The sequence below is a fragment of the Microbacterium rhizophilum genome (assembly GCF_039605615.1).
GTDB lineage: Bacteria > Actinomycetota > Actinomycetes > Actinomycetales > Microbacteriaceae > Microbacterium > Microbacterium rhizophilus.
On sequence record NZ_JBCNUN010000003.1, the window covers coordinates 1 to 19,995 of the forward strand.

Sequence of the window (19,995 nt, forward strand, 5' to 3'; positions counted from 1 at the left end):
AGTGTCACCACCAAACACACCCGAAGTGTCACCGATGTCCTGATACAGAACTGTCACCAATGTCCTGCGACATGACACGCCGAATTCGCGCGGAAAAGGCATGTCGCCGCTGAGAGGACGTGTTCTCGATGAGGGGAGGGGGCCGGATCCGCAAGCCCTGTCGTCGGATCGCGCGGCTCCGTAGGGTTGCGGCTATGGCGTCGGAACGCATCACCCTGACCATCCCCGGACCGGACGGCGACCGCGAGGTCGGCCTGTCGAGCCCCAACCGGGTGCTGTGGCCCGAGGTGGGCATCACGAAGCACGAGCTCGCGGAGTACGTCATCGCCGTCGCCGACGCGTTCCTCGCGCACAACGGGCACCGGCCCGTGTCGCTCGAGCGCTACCCCGACGCCGTCGGCGGCGAGATGTTCTTCTCGAAGAACCCGCCCAAGGGCGCGCCGGCGTTCGTCGAGTCCGAGACCGTCACGTACAACAGCGGGCGGCGGCATCCGCAGATCGTCCTCACCGAGCCCGCCGCGATCGTGTGGGCCGTGCAGATGAACACCGTGGTCTTCCACCCGTGGGCGTCGCGTGTGCCCGTCACCGACAACCCCGTCGAGCTGCGCATCGATCTGGACCCGCAGCCCGGCACGGATGTGACCGACGCGATCCCCGCGGCGCACGCGCTGCGCGAGGTGCTGCGCGAGGCGGGCCTGGAGGCCTGGATCAAGACCAGCGGCAACCGCGGTCTGCACGTGTTCGCGCCGATCGTGCCCGAGTGGGAGTTCCTCGACGCGCGGCACGCCGTGATCGCCGCGGGCCGCGAGCTGGAGCGCCGGATGCCCGACAAGGTCACCACGGCCTGGTGGAAGGAGGAGCGCGGGCAGCGCATCTTCGTCGACTTCAACCAGGCCAATCGCGACCGCACGATGGCCGGCGCCTACAGCCCGCGCGCGCTGCCGCACGCGTCCGTGGCCACGCCGCTGCACTGGGACGAGGTCGACGACGTCGATCCGAAGCGCTTCACCGTCCGGACGATCCCCGAGCGGCTCGCGCAGGGCGATCCGTGGGCCGGGATCCAGGATCGACCGGGCCGGATCGACACGCTGCTGGAGTGGTGGCGTCGCGACGTCGAGAACGGCCAGGGCGAGATGCCGTTCCCGCCCGAGTTCCCCAAGATGCCGGGTGAGCCGCCGCGCGTGCAGCCCAGCAAGAAGAATGCCGAGAACTGGGACGCCGCCGGCAACCGGATCGATTGAGTCAGTCGCGCGGGTGGCGGAACGTCCGTCGGTGCTCGCGCTCGGCCGGGCGCTTGTTGGCGCGGCGGACGGCGCGCGGCGGCTTGCCGCCGAGGTACGAGGCCTCGGAGTCGACGAGGAACGCGCCCGCCAGCAGCTCGCGGCCGACGAGCATCCGGAAGCCCATGGCGTCGCGGCGGGTCAGCGTGACCTCCGCCGGGATCACCCGGTCGAGCACGCGGACGTCCAGCATCACGACCACGCGCCGCTCGGTGTGCCCCGACGAGCTGCGGACGCGCCGGTGGTCGTGCACGGGCAGCTCGACCGTGACCGCATCGTCGGCGCTGCGCTGCCACGGGTGCACCTCGAAGCGGACCCATGACTCGCCATCGCGCGAGAACTCCTTCAGCCCGAACGCGTGCAGCGACGACGTGCGGGCGCCCGTGTCCACCTTGGCCTTGAGCCACTCCACGCCCACCCCGGGCAGCCCCACCCATTCGCGCCACCCCACGAGCGCGTGACTCGGCACGCTCTCGGACGGGGGAAGATGGGTGGGCACGTCTCTTATCCAATCAGGAACACAGGACCGCTCAGTGAAGATCGCCATCTTGTCGCGCGCGCCGCGCGCCTACAGCACCCAGCGACTCCGTGCCGCCGCGCTCGATCGCGGCCACGACGTGAAGGTGCTCAACACCCTCCGATTCGCGATCGACCTGGCCGGGGACGAACCCGATCTGCAGTTCCGGGGGCGGCGGCTGTCGGAGTACGACGCCGTCATCCCGCGCATCGGCAACTCGATCACGTACTACGGCACGGCCGTCGTGCGGCAGTTCGAGCAGATGGACGTCTACACGCCCAACACCGCCAACGGCATCGCGAACTCGCGGGACAAGCTGCGGGCGAACCAGATCCTGTCCCGGCACGGGATCGCGATGCCCGCCACCGCGTTCGTGCGCGATCGCGCGGACGTGGTGCCGGCGATCGAGCGCGTCGGCGGCGCGCCGGTCGTCCTGAAGCTCCTCGAGGGCACGCAGGGGATCGGCGTGATCCTCGCGCCCGAGATCAAGGTCGCCGAGGCGATCGTGGAGACCCTGCAGTCGGCGCGGCAGAACGTGCTGATCCAGCACTTCGTGAAGGAGTCGAAGGGCAAGGACATCCGTGCCCTGGTCGTCGGCGACCGCGTCGTCGCGGCCATGCGCCGCTCGGCGAAGGGCGACGAGTTCCGCTCGAACGTGCATCGCGGCGGGTCCGTCGAGCGGGTGGAGCTCAGCGAGGAGTACGAGCGCACCGCCGTGCGCGCCGCGCAGATCATGGGTCTGAAGGTCGCGGGCGTCGACATGCTGGAGTCGGACGAGGGGCCGCTCGTGATGGAGGTCAACTCGTCGCCGGGCCTGCAGGGCATCGAGGAGGCGACAAAGCTCGACGTCGCCGGCGCGATCGTCGACTACATCGGCAACCAGGTGGCGTTCCCGCAGATCGACGTGCGCGAGCGACTGTCGGTCTCGACCGGCTACGGCGTGGCCGAGCTGGTCGTGCACGGCGACGCCGAGCTCGTCGGCACCAGGCTCGCCGAGTCGGGCCTGCGCGAGCGCGACATCACGGTGCTCACGCTGCACCGCGGCGCGTCGGTCATCCCGAACCCGAAGGGCAGCTGGGTGCTCGAGGCCGAGGACCGCCTGCTGTGCTGGGGCAAGCTCGAGGAGATGCGCTCGATGATCCCCGAGCGCCCCAAGCGGCGCCCCCGCGTCAAGAAGCTCCCGAAGGTGCCGATCCCCGACGAGGACTGACTAGTCGATGACGTCGGCGAGGTCGTACTTCGCGGGGACGTCGAGCTGGTCGAAGCGGCAGGATGCCGTGTCGCGGTCGGGACGCCAGCGCTCGAACTGCACCGTGTGGCGGAAACGCATCCGGAACGCCGGATCGCCCTCCAGCTGGTCGTAGCGCACCTCGAGCACGCGCTCGGGGCGCAGTGCCACGAACGAGACGTCCTTCTTCGCGGAGAACCGGCTGCGCTCGCCCTCGCCCACGCCGCTCACCAGCGGCTCGAGCTCGTCGATCAGCTCGAGGCGGCGCTTGTCGCTGAACGCCGACACGCCGCCGACGTTGTGCAGCTCGCCGTGCTCGTCGTACAGGCCCACCAGGATCGAACCGACGCCGCGGCCGCTCTTGTGGATCCGGTAGCCGACCGCCACGACATCGGCCGTGCGGGCGTGCTTGATCTTGAGCATCGTGCGCTTGCCCGCGGCGTATGGCTGATCGGCGGGCTTGGCGACGACGCCGTCGAGGCCCGCCCCCTCGAACTCCTCGAGCCAGCGCTCCGCGAGCGCGTGGTCCTCGGTCGTGCGCGTCAGGTGCAGCGGGTGCGGCGCATCCCGCAGCAGGTTCTCGAGCCGCGCGCGGCGCTCGCGGAACGGCAGATCCAGGAGCGACTCGCCGCCGACCGACAGCAGGTCGAACGCGATCAGCATGGCGGGCGTCTCGGTCGACAGCTTCGCGATGCGGGAGGCGGCGGGGTGGATCCGCTGCGACAGCGTGTCCCACGACAGGCGCTGGGATCCGGGCTCGCCGGCCGCGATCACGATCTCGCCGTCGAGGACGCACGGTTCGGGCAGGATGCGCGCGAGCGCGTCGACCAGCTCGGGGAAGTACGGCGTCAGCGGCTTGGCGCCGCGCGATCCGAGCTCGACGCTCTCGCCGTCCCAGGACGCGAGCACGCGGAACCCGTCCCACTTCGGCTCGAACACGAGCCCGCCGGGGTGCTTGGCGGGATCCGGGATCCCGGCCACGGCCTTGGCGAGCATCGGGGCGGGCAGGTCATGGGGCATGCGCCCATCCTGCCCGGTTCTCGCTGTCAGAACAGGTCGCTCAGCTTCGCGGGCTCGCGGGCGTCGGCGAGGGCCGTGCGGGCCGCGTGCCAGCCGGCCATGCCGTTCACGCCCGGGCCGGGCGGGGTCGAGGCCGACGCGAGGTAGACGCCCTTCATGGGCGTGCGCCACGGCGCGGTCGACACGACCGGACGGCGGAACGCCTGCGTCATCGAGAACGCGCCGCCCAGGATGTCGCCGCCGACCTCGGCCGGGTTCAGCGCCTCCCGCCCGGAGGCGGGCACGGCGTGCGACGCGAGGATCCGGTCGCGGAAGCCGGGCGCGAAGCGCTCGACCTGGCGCGTGACGTGCTCGGTCGGGTCGAGCGGGGATCCGTTCGGCACGTGCATGTACGCCCACAGCACGGCCTTGCCCTCGGGCGCGCGCGACGGATCCAGCACGGACGGCTGCACGGCCAGCACGTACGGGCGCTCCGACACGCGCCCGCGGGACACGGCGTTCTCACTGGCCTCCACCTCGGCGCGCGTGCCGCCCAGGTGCACGGTGGGGGCGCGCGCGACGTCCGGGTTGGTCCACGGCACGGGGCCGTCGAGCGCGAAGTCGACCTTCGCCGCCGCGGCGCCGTAGCGATACGCCCGGATCGCCCGGGCATAGGAGGCGGGGACGTCCGGATGCGACAGCAGCAGGCGCGGGGACGTGTCCAGCAGCAGCAGATCGCCGGCGGCCGGATCGCCCCAGTCGAGCGTCGCGAGATCGGTGACGTGCCGGTCGGTCTCGATCAGCCCGCCGTGCGCGCGGAGGTCGTCGGCGAGCGCATCCGGCAGCGCCTGCGCGCCTCCGACCGGATACGCCCAGCCGCGCTCGGTGTGCGCCAGCGCGGCGAGCAGCACGCCGGACGCCGCCGACGCGAGCGACGGGAGCGCCGTGTTGGCGTGCGCCAGCACCCCGCCCAGCAGCGCCGTCGCCTCCGCCGTGCGGAACGTGCGGCGCCCGAGCGCGGATCCCGCCTCGAGGACGCGCAGGCCGAAGCGGACGGTCGCGAGCGGGTCGCGTGGGATCCGCAGCAGCTGGTTGCCCGTGAAGTCCAGGACGCCGTCGATGCGGTGCGCGAGGGGACGCGTCAGCGCGAGCCACGCGCGGCCGTCCGGCCCGAGCTCCGCGGCCGTCCGGTCGAGGTCGCGCCAGGCGACCGCCGCGCGCCCGCCGTCGAGCGGCTGCGCGTACGACGCGTCGGGCACGATCCATCCGATCCGCTCCTCGATGCCGAAGGCGCGGAAGAACGGTGACGTCACGGCCGCCGGATGGATCGCCGAGCACACGTCGTGCCGGAAGCCGGGCAGCGTCAGCTCCGCGGTCCGGGAGCCGCCGCCGACGGTGCCGGACGCCTCCAGCACGGTGACCGCGTACCCCGCCCGCGCGAGGCTCACCGCAGCGGCCAGGCCATTGGGCCCGCTTCCCACCACGGTGGCGCGCGTCATCTTCCCAGTATCTCGCACGCTGCGGGGCCGCGAGCGGCACCCTTGCGAGCGAGGGCGCTGTCGCTTCGCTCCATCGCCGGCAGCGCTTCGCGCTGCGGGCCCCATCCGGGGCACGCTCGCTTTGCTCGCACGAGTCGGGCTCGGCGGTCAGACGAACGCGCTCACTCCGGTGATGTCGCGGCCGATGATGAGGGCCTGGACGCTCTCCGTGCCCTCGTATGTGTGGATGGCCTCGATGTCGGCGAGGTGCTGCATCACGCGGTTCTCGAGCAGGATGCCGTTGCCGCCGAGCAGGTCGCGGGCCGTGCGGGCGACGTCGCGCGCCGTGCGGGTGTTGTGGAACTTCGCCAGCGACGCCTGCGTCGGGCGGAGGGAGCCGGCCGCCTCCAGGTCGGCGAGGCGTCGGCAGTAGAGCTGCATGGCGGTCAGCTGCGACAGCATCTGCGTCAGGCGCTCCTGCACCATCTGGAACCTCGCGAGCGGCTTGCCGAACTGGATCCGCTGGGTCGAGTACGCCAGCGCCGCCTCGTAGCAGGCGGTCGCGTGGCCGAGCGCCGACCAGGCGACGCCCGAGCGGGTCGCGAACAGCACGGTCGACGTGTCGCGGAAGGAGTGCGCGCCGGGCAGCACGGCGTCCTCGGGGAGGCGCACGTCGTCCAGTCGGATGTGGGCCTGATGGATGCCGCGCAGCGACAGCTTGCCCGTGATCACGGTGCCGACGTAGCCCGGCGTCTCCTGCTCGACGAGGAAGCACCGCACCTGGCCGTGATCCGCGTCGCCGTCGCGGTCCACGCGCGCCCACACGAACGTCACGGCGCTGTCCCAACGACTGCCCGAGGCGCCGTTGCCGATCCACTTCTTCGCGCCGCGCAGGATCCATCCGTCCCCGTCCCAGCGCGCGACCGTCTCGAGAGATGTCGAGTCGGATCCGTGATCCGGCTCCGTGAGCGCGAACGCGCCGGGCACCTCGCCGCGCGCGATCGGCCCGAGCCAGCGCGCCTGCTGCTCGGGGCTGCCGAACAGCGCGAGCGTGCGCAGGGCCAGCCCGCCCTGCACGGCGATCACGGTGCCGAGCGATCCGTCGGCGCGCGAGATCTCCATGTTCACCAGGCCGGCCGCCAGGGGCGACATCGGGGTCAGCTCCGCGTGCTCGATGCCGTCGACGTAGAGGTCGGCGTCGCCGAGGGCGGCGAGCGCCTGCAGCGGGTACTCCGCCTTGTCCCACGCCTCGGCCATGCGCGGCGCCAGCGCCTCGCCGACCTCGCGGGCGCGCGACCACTGCGCGCGGTCGGCTCCCTCCACATCGGCGAACACCGCGTAGTAGTCGGTGTCGAGGGGGGACGTCACGTCGTAGGAGAGGACCTTCTCTCCCGGAAAGAGCGGGGATGCCATGCCGCCAGGCTACGAGAGTCGCCCGCCGCGACCCGCCTCGTTTGGAGGTGTCCGCCAGCGGGAGCCGCGGAACGCGTGCCATAGACTGAGCGAGGTTTCAGGCGACGCCTTACGGAGGTCTCTCATGTTCATCATCTCGCTGCTGCTGTTCCTCGGCGGCTTCGCGCTGTTCGGCCTCGCCTTCAACATCGACGTGCTGCAGGGTCTCGTCTTCGCGGCGGGCATCATCGCGGTGTGCCTCGCGATGGCCCTGCCGATGCACTTCAGCAAGACGTCTCGCTGACGCCCACGCACCTCCCGAACGCGGCTCCGGATCATCCGGGGCCGCGTTCCTCTGTGTGCGGCGGGTGGGGAGCCGGTGACCGCTGAGCGGATCCTGAATCGGCCCGGACACCGCGGGATAGTAGGCTGGGATCTCGGTCGAGATCTCTCGACGTCGAGACAATCAGTCTCCTCCCGTGGCCCCACCGAAGGAATGCAACGTGGACCTGTACGAGTACCAGGCTCGAGACCTTTTTGAGAAGTACGAGGTGCCGGTGCTCGCCGGCATCGTCGCCGACACCCCCGAGGAGGTGAAGGCAGCGGCCGAGAAGATCGGCGGCGTCGTGGTCGTCAAGGCCCAGGTCAAGACCGGCGGGCGCGGCAAGGCCGGCGGCGTGAAGGTCGCGAAGACCCCCGACGAGGCGTACGAGGCGGCCAAGGCCATCCTCGGTCTCGACATCAAGGGCCACGTCGTCAAGCGCGTCATGGTCGCGCAGGGCGCCGACATCGCCCGCGAGTTCTACTTCTCGGTGCTGCTGGACCGCTCCAACCGCTCGTACCTGTCGCTCGCGTCCGTCGAGGGCGGCATGGAGATCGAGCAGCTCGCGGTCGAGAAGCCCGAGGCGCTCGCGCGCATCGAGGTCGACCCGCTGACCGGCATCGACGAGGCCAAGGCGCTCGAGATCGCCAAGGCCGGCGGCTGGGACGAGGAGCTCGCGCCCAAGGTGGCCGCGGTCTTCGTCAAGCTGTACAACGTCTACAAGAGCGAGGGCGCGACCCTCGTCGAGGTGAACCCGCTCGTCCTCACGGGCGCCGGCGACATCGTGGCCCTCGACGGCAAGGTGTCGCTCGACGACAACGCCAGCGAGGTGCGTCACCCCGAGCACGAGGAGCTCGAGGACAAGGACGCCGCCGACCCGCTCGAGGCGAAGGCGAAGGCCAACGGCCTCAACTACGTCAAGCTCGACGGCCAGGTCGGCATCATCGGCAACGGCGCGGGCCTCGTCATGTCCACGCTGGACGTCGTCGCCTACGCGGGCGAGAAGCACGGCGGCGTGAAGCCGGCGAACTTCCTCGACATCGGCGGCGGCGCGAACGCGCAGGTCATGGCCAACGGCCTCGACGTGATCCTCGGCGACGAGCAGGTCAAGAGCGTGTTCGTCAACGTCTTCGGCGGCATCACGTCGTGCGTCGCGGTCGCGGAGGGCATCGTGAAGGCCCTCGAGATCCTGGGCGACCACGCCACCAAGCCCCTGGTCGTGCGCCTCGACGGCAACCAGGTCGAGGAGGGCCGCGCGATCCTCGCCGCGGCGAACCACCCGCTCGTCACGCTCGCCTCGGGCATGGACGAGGGCGCCGACAAGGCCGCCGAGCTGGCGAACGCCTGAGCCGTACGGATCGGATAAGGGACTAGAAGAGATGTCGATCTACCTCAACAAGGACTCCAAGGTCATCGTCCAGGGCATCACCGGCGGCGAGGGCACCAAGCACACCGCGCTGATGCTCAAGGCCGGCACGAAGGTCGTCGGCGGCGTGAACGCGCGCAAGGCCGGCACGACCGTGACGCACGAGACGGCGCACGAGGGCGAGGTGGACCTTCCCGTGTTCGGGACGGTCGCCGAGGCCATCGAGAAGACCGGCGCCGACGTGTCGATCGCGTTCGTGCCCCCGGCCTTCACGAAGGACGCGATGATCGAGGCCATCGACGCCGAGATCCCGCTGCTCGTCGTGATCACCGAGGGCGTGCCGGTCGGCGACACCGCCGAGGCGTGGGCGTACGCGCAGTCGAAGGGCAACAAGACCCGCATCATCGGCCCGAACTGCCCCGGCATCATCACGCCGGGCGAGGCGCTCGTGGGCATCACGCCCGCGAACATCACGGGCAAGGGCCCGATCGGCCTCGTGTCGAAGTCGGGCACGCTGACGTACCAGATGATGTACGAGCTGCGCGACCTCGGCTTCTCGACCGCCATCGGCATCGGCGGCGACCCGGTCATCGGCACGACGCACATCGACGCCCTCGCGGCGTTCGAGGCCGACCCCGAGACCAAGGCGATCGTGATGATCGGCGAGATCGGCGGCGACGCCGAGGAGCGCGCGGCCGACTTCATCAAGGCCAACGTCACCAAGCCGGTCGTCGGCTACGTCGCGGGCTTCACGGCCCCCGAGGGCAAGACCATGGGTCACGCCGGCGCGATCGTGTCCGGCTCGGCCGGCACCGCTCAGGCGAAGAAGGAGGCCCTCGAGGCCGCCGGCGTCAAGGTCGGCAAGACCCCGAGCGAGACCGCTGCCCTGATGCGCGAGATCATCTCGGCGCTGTAAGCACCCGCTTCACGCGAACGCCCCGTCCGGCCGGACGGGGCGTTCGTCGTCGCGGCAGGCCGCGGCGCTGATGTCCCACTTCCGGCCGTTCTGGCACCGCAGATGGACCGCAAGTGGGAGACCAGGCGCCGGATAGGGGCCGCAGGCGGGACACGAGGGGCCGGATGGCAGACGGGGCCGGATGGCGGCCGGGCGGGGGAGGCGAGGGCGGCGGGCCGCCTCAGACCACGTCGTACGCCTCGTCGGCCGGGGCGGAGAGCAGCCGATCCGCCATCTCGCGCTTGAGCACCTCGAGGTGTGCGTGCTCGGCGTCGGTCTTGTCGGGCTTCGCGCCGAGGTCGATGAACTCGCGGACCACGAACCCCTCGCGGACGACCGCGGTCACCACGGCGCCGCGGTAGGACAGCCGGAAGACGTACCGGGCGAGGAAGTCGCGCTCGGGCAGCGCGAGGGAGGGGTCGACGGTGTAGCGGCCGTCGGTGACGCCGCGGGTCACGAGCTCGAAGGCGTCGCGCGCCCCGGGCCCGCCGAAGGCGGTGTCGATCCGGATCTCGCGGCGCTCGGGCGGCGCGCCGCCGTCGAGCAGCGGCAGCGTGCGCTCGAGCACCTTGTACGCGTGGGCGACCCCGCCGGGGAAGCCGGGGCCGTGATAGCGGTTCAGGTCGTCGATGCCGAACGCCAGCTCGGTGCCGGCTTCGCGGACGGTCAGGGTCATGGTGTCCTCCCGGGTCGGATCAGCCGCGCAGCCAGTGCAGCATGCGGTACATCAGCTGGGTCGCGCCCGGCATGAATCCCGAGCCGTGGTGGAACGACGCGTCCATCGTGCTGACGACGAGCTCGGCCGCGAAGGATTCCGCGTCGTGGTACATCAGCGTGTTCGGGTGATCCGGGATCGCCAGGTAGCCGGTGCCCCACGGATCGGTCGCCTCTGCGCGGCCCGGGAGGGGCTCGAGCCGCACGAGCGGCACCGCCGACGCCGGGTGCGAGAGCACGCCGTGGTAGTGCCAGTGCACGGCGTCGTCGGCGAGCCTGTGCCAGAACGGATGGTCGGTGTTCACGGATCGCCGGCCGACGTCCTCGCCGATCCGCCACGCCCAGAAGTTCGTGCCGCGGGGCGTGAGCTCGGTGCCCGGGATCCAGTCGACGGGGTTCTCGCCGTCCACGTACATCCTCGCGCCCGGGCGATCCAGGAAGCCCCGCAGGATCGGCCCGATGCGCGCCGCCACGCCGCGGTGCAGGCGCGCACCGACGTACACGGCATCGAACCCGTCCAGGCCGCCGGGCTCCAGTTCGGGCGCGTACACGTCGGCGACGTCCATGGCGCGGACGGCCGGATCGCGCAGATCCGCCAGGTGGTAGAAGCCGCCCGTGTGCACGAACGCGACGCGGCTCATCGGTCGGCCTTCCCCTGCTCGAGGTGCGCGAGCACGCGCTCGCCGAGATCGTGGGCCGTGGTGCCGGGCCGGGTGAACCCCATGACGTCGTTGCCGATGTGCAGGATCACCTCGCCCGCCCCGAGCGGATACGCGACGTCCACGGGCAGCGCACCGTGACCGATCCCGGTGATCGCGACGGCGCCGTCCGGGAGGTCGACGAAGTACGCATGCGCGTAGAACCCGGCGACGCCCACGCGCTCGAGGTCCTCGAACGTGTGCGGGCCGGGCACGCCCGTGTGGAACAGCAGGTCGCGCCGGTCGATCCCGTCCCAGATCGGGTGCGATCCCGTCTCGGTCAGCCAGAGGTCGCGCGTGGAGTGGAAGTCGAGCTTGCGGTGCGCCGGCAGGCCCTCCACGAAGCCCGTGAGCAGATGGCCGTTCGCGAACAGGCGCCCGCCCGCCCGCACCCACGCCGTGAGGCGCTCGGCGTGCCGGGCGAGGAGACGCTGGTCGCAGCCGGCGTCGATCGCGAGCCCGGCGTAGGCGCCGAGGTCGATCTCGCCCAGGTCGTACGCGTCGCGCACGTCGACGCGCGCGGAGCCGGCGCCCGCGGCGGGCGGCTGGGCGGCGAGGGTCAGGATGCGCGCCATCACGGCCTCCGGATCAGCAGGTCGGGGATCACGACGGTGCGCGTCGAGGCGTCGCCGAACGCGAACTCGGTCGTGTGTACCGGCGTGCGGTACACGCGGCTGAGGGTGTCGGCCGTGAGCAGGTCGCCGGTCCGCCCGACGTGCACGTCCTCGTCCATCAGCACCGTGCGCTGCGAGACATGCAGCGCGTGGGTCGGGTCGTGCGTGGTGAAGATCACGCCCACGCCGTCGGCGGCGAGGTTGTGCAGCGTCGTGAGCACCCGGCGCTGATTGCGCAGGTCGAGCGCCGAGGTCGGCTCGTCCAGGATCACGATGGTCGGCGAGCTGACGAGCGCGCGCGCCATGAGCGTGAGCTGTCGCTGGCCGCCCGACAGCGCCGCGAACGGGCGGTCGCCGATGTCGGCCAGGCCGACGCGATCCAGCGCCTGCCACGCCGCGTCGACGTCGTCGCGCGTCGGCGCCTGCCATGGGCGCAGGCGCCGGGCGCGGCCCATCACGACCATCTCGTGCACGCTGAACGGGTGGTCCACGTCGTGGTTCTGCGGCACGTAGCCGATCGCGCCGTCGTGGACCACGGCGCGGCGTCCGGACGCCGGCGAGGCACGTGAGCAGCGTGGTCTTGCCGCGCGCGTTGGGGCCGAGCACCGCGACCACGTCGCCGGGGTCGACGCGCAGGTCGAGGCCGCGGAACAGCCAGTCGCCGCCCCCGTGGTGGTGGCCGAGGCCGGTGGCGTCAAGCAAGGGCGCGCCCCTCTCGCGTGCGGCGGACGAGGACGATCACGAACACGGGCGCCCCGATGATGGCGGTGAGGATGCCGACGGGCAGCTCGGCCGTCGTGACGGTGCGCGCGAGCGTGTCGACGGCCAGGACGTAGGCACCGCCGAGCAGCGCGGACGCCGGCAGCAGCACGCGGTGATCCGGCCCGATCACGAGGCGCACCAGGTGGGGGATCACGAGACCGACCCAGCCGATCACGCCGCACACCGCGACCGTCGCGGCGGTCAGCAGCGAGACGGCGATGATCAGGATGCCGCGCAGCCGCGCGGGTCGCACGCCGAGCGCGAGCGCCTCGTCGTCGCCGAGCGCGAGCACGTTGATCCGCCACCGCAGGGCCAGCACGACGATCAGGCCGATCGCGATCGGCACGGCGGCGAGCAGCACCTTGTCCCACGTCGCCGCCACGAACGAGCCCATCAGCCAGAACGTGATGGACGGCAGCGTGGTGTACGGATCGGCCACGTACGTGACGAGCGAGACGAGCGCGTTGAAGAAGGCCGACACGACGATGCCGCCGAGCACGATCGTGAGCACGGGCGAGCTGGTGCGCAGCCGGCCGAGCAGCATCACCAGGAGCGCCGCCAGCAGGCCCGTGACGAACGCCCCGCTCATCAGGGCGACGCCGCCCGCGCCGACCGCGATCGCGAGCACGCCGCCGAACGACGCGGCGGAGGAGACGCCGATCACGTCGGGCGACACGAGCGGGTTGCGGAACAGCGCCTGCAGCACGGCGCCGGACACCGCGAGCGCGGCGCCGACGAGGATCGCGAGCAGCGCGCGCGGCGCCCGGATGAGCGAGACGGCCGCCTGCTCGCCGCGCGTCCACGACGCGGGGATGCCGGAGTCCAGCCCGAGGAGCGCCGCGGCGTCGTGCGTCAGGATCTCGACGACACGGCCGATCGGCACGGCGAGCTGCCCCGCGCCGACCGCGACCAGCGCGAGCAGCACGACGACGGCGGCCAGCGCGACCACCGTGATCCGGTCGCGTCGCGCCCGGCGGCGCACGGTGTCCGCGGATCGTGCCGAGGCGACGGCCGCGAGGGGCGCCGCCTCGATCACGTCACTCGGCGACGGCACCGTAATCGGCGCTGTCCGCGTTGAGGTCGGTGCGCAGGACGAGGTCGATGTCCTCGCGCGTGAGCTCGTAGTCGTAGAGGTGCGAGATCTGCTCGGTCATGAGCGCGGGCAGATCCACGTCGTACTCGCCGGGGTAGGCGAGCGCCGCGATCCAGTTCCAGAACAGGGGCGACTCGGCGCTCGGCACCTGCCAGCGGTACACGCCCAGCGGCGCGCGGTAGACGCGCTTGTCCTCGATCGCCGAGACGCCGGCCAGCTGCGGGTCGGCCATGACCTCCTCGGGCGTGGCCGGGTCGAAGGCCGACAGCACGATGAACTCGGGGTCCCACTCGATGATCTGCTCGGGGCTGACCACGGCGCTCTGGCCCGCGACGTCCTCCGCCACGTTCTCGACGCCCGTCAGGTCGAACACGTACTGCGCGTAGTCCGTGCCGGTCGAGGCCTTCATGCCCTCCTCGGTGTACGACAGGCTGAGGCCGCGCGGTGCCGGCGCATCGAGCGCGGCGACCTTCTCCGCGACCTCGTCGGCCGAGGCGTGCATGCCCTCGACGATCTCCGCCGCGCGGTCGGGCTTGCCGATCGCGTCGCCGAACAGCGTGAGCCAGGTCTCCAGGTCCTCCTGCGTGCCGTACTCGAGGCCGACGACCGGGAGTCCGGCCTGCTCGATCGGCGCGATCACATCCGCGCCCATGTCGCCCCACTGCACGACGAGGTCGGGGCTCAGCGACAGGATCTGCTCCATGTTCGGGACGAAGTCGCGGCCCGCGATCACCGGCGTCTCGACCGACTCGGGGAAGATCCTGCTGATGATGCCGAGCTTGTTCGCGTCGAGCAGCGACTGGTTGATGCCGGCGATGCGGTCCCAGGATCCGTCGACGGCCGCGATGATCGCGGGGGCCGGGATCACGGCCGAGGCGATGTGCTCGGCGGGGGCGTCGAGCGTCACGTCGGCGCCGCGCTGGTCGGTCACGGTGATCGCCTCGCCGGTCGCCTCCGGGGCCTCGGAGGACGCCGCCGGGGTCGCGCCGCAGCCGGCGGTCGTGAGGGCGAGCAGGGACAGGAGCGAGGCGCCGGCGATCCGGCCCGGGCGTGCTGAGGACATGCGGAAGTGGCCCTTCGGAGGCTTGCGAGTTAGGTGAGGCTTACCTCTGCAAGCATGGTCGGGCGCCCGCGAAAAGCCAAATCGCCGGACCCGCGGCCGGGCTCGACGAGGGAGGCGCGCGCGGGGCTCAGCCCCCGATGAGCGCCTGGATCGGACCGCGCGCGAAGTAGATCACGAAGCCGACGCCCACGACCCACAGCAGCGGGCTGATCCGGCGCGCGCGCCCCGAGAACGCCTGGATCACGACCCAGCTGACGAAACCCGCGCCGATGCCGTTCGCGATCGAGTAGGTGAGCGGCATGACGGTGACCGTGAGGAACACGGGCAGCAGCACGCGGAAGTCGCCGAGGTCGATGTGCGCGATCTGGGCCATCATCATCGCGCCGACGATCACGAGCGCGGCGGCCGCGATCTCGGTGGGCACGATCGACGTGAGCGGCGTCAGGAACATCGCCAGCAGGAACATCGCGCCCGTGACCACGTTCGCGAGTCCCGTGCGGGCGCCCTCGCCGATGCCGGCGCCCGACTCGATGAACACCGTGTTGGAGGACGACGACGTCGCGCCGCCGACCACGGCGCCGAGGCCCTCGACGATCAGCGCCGAGCGGATGCGCGGGAAGTCGCCCCTCTCGTCCGCGAGGTCCGCCTCCTTCGCGAGGCCCGTCATGGTGCCCATGGCGTCGAAGAAGTTCGAGAACACCAGGGTGAAGACGATCATCACGAGCGACACCGCGCTGACGCGGCCGAGGTCGAAGCCGAAGTCCACGGCGCCGATGAGGCTGAGATCGGGCAGGGCGAAGGGCGAGCCCGTGAGGGCCGGGACGGTCAGGCTCCAGCCGCCCGCGCCGCCGTCGGCGGCCGCGCCGAGGTGCCAGATCGCCTCGGCGATGACCGCGAGCACCGTGCCGGTGACGAGGCCGATCAGCAGGCCGCCCTTCACGCGCAGCGCGACCAGGATGCCCGTGAGCACGAGCGTGATGACGAAAAGCAGCGTCGGGACCGTGGCGACGGATCCGCCGATGCCCAGGCCGACCGGGGGAGACGCCTCGCCGGTCGCGGTGACGAAGCCGGAGTTCACGAAGCCGATGAACGCGACGAACAGGCCGATGCCGACCGTGATCGCGAGCTTGAGCTGCAGCGGCACGGCGTCGAAGATCATCTTCCGCAGCCCGGTCGCGGCGAGCAGCACGATCACGATGCCGTTGATCACGACGAGCGCCATGGCCTCGCGCCAGGTCACCTGGCCCACGACCGAGAACGCGAGGTACGCGTTGATGCCGAGGCCCGCCGCGAAGCCGAAGGGCAGGCGCGTGACGAGGCCGAACGCGATCGTCATGACGCCGGCGGCCAGCGCGGTCGCGGCACCCACCGCCGGGAACGGCAGCGTGTTCCCCTCGACGTCGGCGGAGCTCGACAGGATGATCGGGTTCAGGATCACGATGTAGGCCATCGTGACGAACGTCACGAGGCCGCCTCGGATCTCGGCGCCGATCGTGGAGCCTCGGGCGGTCACGGAGAAGAAGCGGTCGAGGGCGTTCTCCGGGGTGCTCGTCGTCGTGGTGCCGGGGGCAGTAGTCATGGGGAGTCCTCCTCACCGAACCTATCGCGCGCACGTGAAGAGCGGCTGGGCCGACCGCGCGCCCGGCGCCTCACGGGCGGGCGCGGGAGGCGACGGCGATCGCCGCGGCGACGGCCTCGACGTCGCCCGGGATGGCGCCGACCGTGACGCGGATCCGGTCGCGCCCGTCGACCGTGATCGTGCGGTCGTCGCGGTAGAACGCGCTGCCGGCGGCGACGCGGACGCCGTCGGTCGCGAGCTGCAGGATGGCCGCGCGCTCGTCGTCGACGGGCACCCAGGCGTTGATGCCGTCCGCGGGGAGCGGCTCGCCCGCGCCGGCCCGCCGGAGCGCCTCGGCGAAGCGCCGCTGGCGGCCGGCGTAGGTCGCCCGGGCGCGCGCGACGCTGGCCACGGCCTCGCCGTCGGTGAGCAGCTCGGCGAGCGCGTGCTGGATGAGGCGCGGCGTCCACCACGGCCCCAGCGTGCGCCGCGCCTCGACCGCCTGGATCAGCTCGGCGGGCCCGCCCAGCGCCGCGATGCGCAGATCCGGACCGTGGGACTTCGAGAACGAGCGCACGTGCACCACCTGCTCGGGCAGCAGCGCGGCGAGCGAGGTGAGCTCGCCGCGCGCGATCTCGCCCGAGTGGTCGTCCTCGATCACGATCATCCGGCGCCCCGCGGGGGAGCGGCGGATGGCGGTGGCGAGCGCCGCGATGCGCTCGGGCGACGTCGAGACGCCCGTGGGGTTGTGGGCGCGCGGCTGCATCAGCAGCGCGCGCGGCGACCGGCTCAGCGCCTGGGTCAGCGCGGCGGGCACGATGCCCTCGCGGTCCACCGGCACCGGCAGGACCTCGAGCCGCAGGTGAGCCGCGAGGTCGAGCAGGGGCGGGAACGACGGCTGCTCGACCACGACGCGGTCGCCGAAGCGCGCGACCTGCTGCAGCGTGCGATCGATCGCATCCAGCGCCCCGTCGACCACGGTGATCCGATGTCCGGTCGTGGGCCAGCGCTCCTGCAGCAGGCGCGCGAGCCGTGGCAGCACCGGCTCGTCGTGGTAGCTCGCGGTCGCGGCGTGCGGCGCGGCGTGCTCGAACGCGCGCATGAGCGGCGGCAGGAGATCCGGATCGGGCGTGCCGCGCGAGAGGTCGAGCTTCGTCGTCGGCACGTGCCCCGCCAGGCGCCGCGTGTGCGGGGCGAGCCGGGTGTCGCCGACGTCGGCGACGTAGCTGCCCGCCCGACCGCGCGTGACGATGCGGCCGGCGCCGGCGAGCGCCTGCCACGCGGCCGACACGGTCCCAGGGCTCACGCCGAGCGTCGAGGCGAGATCGCGCACGGTCGGCAGGCGCTCGCCGGGGGCGACCGTGCCCTCCGCGATCAGCCGCGACAGCGCGCCGGCGATGCCGACCGGTGTCGGATCGTCGACAGCCGAGGCCACCGTCGCGGGAGGGATCTGCAGCACGTCCGGGACCTCCCGAGGTTTTACGGCGGGGACAAGCGGAGTAATGGCCGGGAAATGTTCAAGCGGGAAAGTAACACAACACCAGACCGCAGGGAGGCCTCATGACGATCGTCCGCGCAGCCATCAGTCAGACCACGTGGACCGGCGACAAGGCGTCGATGCTCGACAAGCACGAGGGCTTCGCGCGCGATGCCGCGGCGCAGGGCGCGCAGGTCATCTGCTTCCAGGAGCTGTTCTACGGCCCCTACTTCGGCATCACCCAGGACGCGACGTACTACTCCTACGCCGAGCCCGCCGACGGCCCGATCGTGCAGCGCTTCGCGGCGCTCGCGAAGGAGCTCGGGCTCGTCGCCGTCCTGCCCATCTACGAGGAGGCGATGGCCGGGGTCTACTACAACTCGGCGGTCGTCGTCGACGCGGACGGATCCATCCTGGGCACCTACCGCAAGCACCACATCCCGCACGTCGACCGGTTCTGGGAGAAGTTCTACTTCCGCCCCGGCAACCTCGGCTACCCCGTGTTCGAGACCGCCGTCGGGAAGATCGGCGCCTACATCTGCTACGACCGTCACTTCCCGGAGGGATGGCGCGAGCTGGGCCTGAACGGCGCGGAGATCGTGTTCAACCCGAACGCCACGAAGCCCGGCCTGTCGAACCGCCTGTGGGAGATCGAGCAGCCCGCCGCGGCGGCGGCGAACGGCTACTTCGTGGCGGCTCCCAACCGCGTCGGGCGCGAGGACAACGAGTACGGCGACCTCGCGGTCGACTTCTACGGCAAGAGCCAGTTCGTCGACCCGCGCGGCAACCTCGTGGGCGACTACGGCTCGGCGACGGACGAGGAGCTCCTCCTCCGCGACCTCGATCTGGGCCTCATCCGGGAGGCCCGCGACAGCTGGCAGTTCTACCGCGACCGCCGGCCCGACTCGTACGCCGCGACCACCGCGCCCTGACGCGGCGCGATCCGATCCGATCCCCGTCCGATCCCGAAGCAGTGCAGGAAGCGAGAACATGGCCACCACCCTCATCACCGGCGGCACGGTCGTCAGCGCCACCGGCCGCGCGCCCGCCGACGTCCTGGTCGACGGCGAGAAGATCGTCGCCGTGCTCGCCCCCGGATCGGTGCTGCTGGGATCGGACCTGACGGGGACCGTCGACCGCGTGATCGACGCGACCGGAAAGTACGTGATCCCCGGCGGCATCGACGCGCACACCCACATGGAGATGCCCTTCGGCGGCACATTCGCCTCGGACACCTTCGAGACCGGCACCCGGGCCGCCGCGTGGGGAGGCACCACGTCGATCGTCGACTTCGTCGTGCAGTACCCCGACCAGAACATCCTCGAGCAGTACGGCCTGTGGCAGGAGAAGGCCGCGGGGGAGTGCGCGATCGACTACGGCTTCCACCAGATCCTGTCGGACGTGCAGGACTCCTCGCTGACGGCGATGGACGAGCTGATCAGCGAGGGCGTCACGAGCTTCAAGCTGTTCACCGCCTACAAGGGCGTGTTCCTCTCGGACGACGGCCAGATCTTCCGCGCGTTCCAGAAGGGCGCGCAGACCGGCGCGATGATGATGATGCACGCCGAGAACGGATCCATCATCGACGTCCTGCAGCAGCAGGCGCTCGAGGCGGGGCACACCGGCCCCGAGTGGCACGCGCTCACCCGGCCGTGGGAGACCGAGGAGGAGGCGACCCACCGGGTCATCATGATCTCGCGCCTCACGGGCGCGCCCCTCTACGTCGTCCACGTGAGCGCGAAGCAGGCGGTGCAGCAGATCGCGGCGGCGCGGGACGAGGGCTTCAACGTCTTCGGCGAGACCTGCCCGCAGTACCTCTACCTCTCGCTCGAGGAGCAGCTGGCCGCGCGCAGCGAGGAGTGGGGCGAGCTCGAGGGCGCCAAGTGGGTGTGCTCGACCCCGGTCCGCTCGCGCCACGAGGGCCACCAGCACGCCATGTGGCAGAGCCTGCGGACGAACGACATCCAGATGGTGTCGACGGATCACTGCCCGTTCTGCATGAAGGACCAGAAGGAGATGGGGCGCGGGAACTTCGCGAAGATCCCGAACGGCATCGGCAGCGTCGAGCACCGCATGGATCTCATGTACCAGGGCGTCGTCGACGGCTTCATCACCCTGGAGCGCTGGGTCGAGATCACCTCGACCACACCGGCGCGGATGTTCGGGATGTACGGCAGGAAGGGCGTGATCCAGCCCGGCGCCGACGCCGACATCGTCGTGTACGACCCGAACGGCCACACGTCCATCGGGCTGAACGAGACGCACCACATGAACATGGACTACTCCGCGTGGGAGGGCTACGAGATCGACGGCCACGTGGACGTCGTGATGTCGCGCGGACAGGTCGTCGTCGACGAGACCGGATACATCGGCCGCAAGGGCCACGGCCGCTACATCAAGCGCGGTCTCAGCCAGTACCTCTCCTGACCCGCGCGGCCGTCGCCTCGACTCGCGAAGACCCGCACCGAGCGAGCGAGGC

Annotated in this window: 19 protein-coding genes; 7 read left to right on the forward strand and 12 right to left on the reverse strand. The window is 71.5% G+C overall.

Going from position 1 to position 19,995, the window contains the following annotated elements; translation table 11 throughout:
• The first annotated feature begins 194 nt into the window (after positions 1–194).
• Positions 195–1,241 (forward strand): non-homologous end-joining DNA ligase, encoded by a 1,047-nt coding sequence (gene ligD / locus AAD528_RS06580; RefSeq protein ID WP_345751269.1) that lies wholly within the window; start codon positions 195–197, stop codon positions 1,239–1,241.
• Between the two features lies 1 nt (position 1,242).
• Here ligD and AAD528_RS06585 read toward each other — a convergent pair whose 3' ends face one another.
• Positions 1,243–1,779 (reverse strand): ATP-dependent zinc protease family protein, encoded by a 537-nt coding sequence (locus tag AAD528_RS06585; RefSeq protein ID WP_345751270.1) that lies wholly within the window; start codon positions 1,777–1,779, stop codon positions 1,243–1,245.
• Positions 1,780–1,813: 34 nt separating this feature from the next.
• Here AAD528_RS06585 and AAD528_RS06590 point away from each other — a divergent pair, with 34 nt between their 5' ends.
• A complete protein-coding gene (locus AAD528_RS06590; RefSeq protein ID WP_345751271.1) occupies positions 1,814–3,007 on the forward strand; it encodes a RimK family alpha-L-glutamate ligase in 1,194 nt (397 codons plus the stop codon).
• On the opposite strand, the gene AAD528_RS06595 is transcribed toward AAD528_RS06590, so the two are convergent.
• From AAD528_RS06595 to AAD528_RS06605, 3 genes are all read right to left on the reverse strand, one after another.
• On the reverse strand, positions 3,008–4,045 hold the full coding sequence (locus AAD528_RS06595) for an ATP-dependent DNA ligase (protein WP_345751272.1): 1,038 nt from the start codon (positions 4,043–4,045) through the stop codon (positions 3,008–3,010).
• 26 nt (positions 4,046–4,071) lie between these two features.
• Complete coding sequence (locus tag AAD528_RS06600; RefSeq protein WP_345751273.1) at positions 4,072–5,523, reverse strand: phytoene desaturase family protein; 1,452 nt, start codon at positions 5,521–5,523, stop codon at positions 4,072–4,074.
• Positions 5,524–5,670: 147 nt separating this feature from the next.
• On the reverse strand, positions 5,671–6,915 hold the full coding sequence (locus tag AAD528_RS06605; protein ID WP_345751274.1) for an acyl-CoA dehydrogenase family protein: 1,245 nt from the start codon (positions 6,913–6,915) through the stop codon (positions 5,671–5,673).
• Between the two features lie 124 nt (positions 6,916–7,039).
• Here AAD528_RS06605 and AAD528_RS06610 point away from each other — a divergent pair, with 124 nt between their 5' ends.
• From AAD528_RS06610 to sucD, 3 genes are all read left to right on the forward strand, one after another.
• Positions 7,040–7,198, forward strand: coding sequence for a hypothetical protein (locus tag AAD528_RS06610; RefSeq protein WP_345751275.1), 159 nt, complete (start codon positions 7,040–7,042; stop codon positions 7,196–7,198).
• Positions 7,199–7,397: 199 nt separating this feature from the next.
• Positions 7,398–8,564, forward strand: coding sequence for an ADP-forming succinate--CoA ligase subunit beta (gene sucC / locus AAD528_RS06615; protein WP_345751276.1), 1,167 nt, complete (start codon positions 7,398–7,400; stop codon positions 8,562–8,564).
• A 31-nt stretch (positions 8,565–8,595) separates the two neighbouring features.
• Complete coding sequence (gene sucD, locus AAD528_RS06620) at positions 8,596–9,498, forward strand: succinate--CoA ligase subunit alpha (protein WP_345751277.1); 903 nt, start codon at positions 8,596–8,598, stop codon at positions 9,496–9,498.
• Positions 9,499–9,718: 220 nt separating this feature from the next.
• Here sucD and AAD528_RS06625 read toward each other — a convergent pair whose 3' ends face one another.
• From AAD528_RS06625 to AAD528_RS06660, 8 genes are all read right to left on the reverse strand, one after another.
• Complete coding sequence (locus tag AAD528_RS06625; RefSeq protein ID WP_345751278.1) at positions 9,719–10,213, reverse strand: hypothetical protein; 495 nt, start codon at positions 10,211–10,213, stop codon at positions 9,719–9,721.
• Positions 10,214–10,232: 19 nt separating this feature from the next.
• Positions 10,233–10,892, reverse strand: a complete 660-nt coding sequence (locus AAD528_RS06630) for a hypothetical protein (protein ID WP_345751279.1) — start codon at positions 10,890–10,892, stop codon at positions 10,233–10,235.
• A complete protein-coding gene (locus tag AAD528_RS06635) occupies positions 10,889–11,524 on the reverse strand; it encodes a hypothetical protein (RefSeq protein WP_345751280.1) in 636 nt (211 codons plus the stop codon). The genes AAD528_RS06630 and AAD528_RS06635 overlap by 4 nt, the downstream gene beginning before the upstream one ends.
• Positions 11,524–12,099, reverse strand: coding sequence for an ABC transporter ATP-binding protein (locus AAD528_RS06640; RefSeq protein WP_345751281.1), 576 nt, complete (start codon positions 12,097–12,099; stop codon positions 11,524–11,526). Before AAD528_RS06640 ends, AAD528_RS06635 begins: the two co-directional genes overlap by 1 nt.
• A gap of 158 nt (positions 12,100–12,257) precedes the next feature.
• Entirely contained in the window at positions 12,258–13,379 is a 1,122-nt protein-coding gene (locus tag AAD528_RS06645) for a FecCD family ABC transporter permease (RefSeq protein ID WP_345751282.1), read from the reverse strand.
• Complete coding sequence (locus AAD528_RS06650; protein ID WP_345751283.1) at positions 13,363–14,481, reverse strand: ABC transporter substrate-binding protein; 1,119 nt, start codon at positions 14,479–14,481, stop codon at positions 13,363–13,365. The genes AAD528_RS06645 and AAD528_RS06650 overlap by 17 nt, the downstream gene beginning before the upstream one ends.
• 127 nt (positions 14,482–14,608) lie before the next feature.
• Positions 14,609–16,060 carry an NCS2 family permease gene (locus tag AAD528_RS06655; RefSeq protein ID WP_345751284.1) on the reverse strand — a complete coding sequence of 484 codons (1,452 nt, stop codon included), beginning with the start codon at positions 16,058–16,060 and terminating at the stop codon, positions 14,609–14,611.
• A gap of 70 nt (positions 16,061–16,130) precedes the next feature.
• The gene (locus AAD528_RS06660) at positions 16,131–17,498 is read right to left on the reverse strand and encodes an aminotransferase-like domain-containing protein (RefSeq protein WP_345751285.1); all 1,368 of its coding nucleotides are present in this window, start codon (positions 17,496–17,498) and stop codon (positions 16,131–16,133) included.
• Between the two features lie 101 nt (positions 17,499–17,599).
• On the opposite strand from AAD528_RS06660, the gene AAD528_RS06665 reads away from it, so the two are divergent.
• Positions 17,600–18,448: a nitrilase-related carbon-nitrogen hydrolase gene (locus AAD528_RS06665; protein WP_345751286.1), complete on the forward strand. Its 849-nt coding sequence runs from the start codon at positions 17,600–17,602 to the stop codon at positions 18,446–18,448.
• Between the two features lie 58 nt (positions 18,449–18,506).
• The gene (hydA, locus tag AAD528_RS06670; protein WP_345751287.1) at positions 18,507–19,943 is read left to right on the forward strand and encodes a dihydropyrimidinase; all 1,437 of its coding nucleotides are present in this window, start codon (positions 18,507–18,509) and stop codon (positions 19,941–19,943) included.
• Positions 19,944–19,995: the final 52 nt, after the last annotated feature.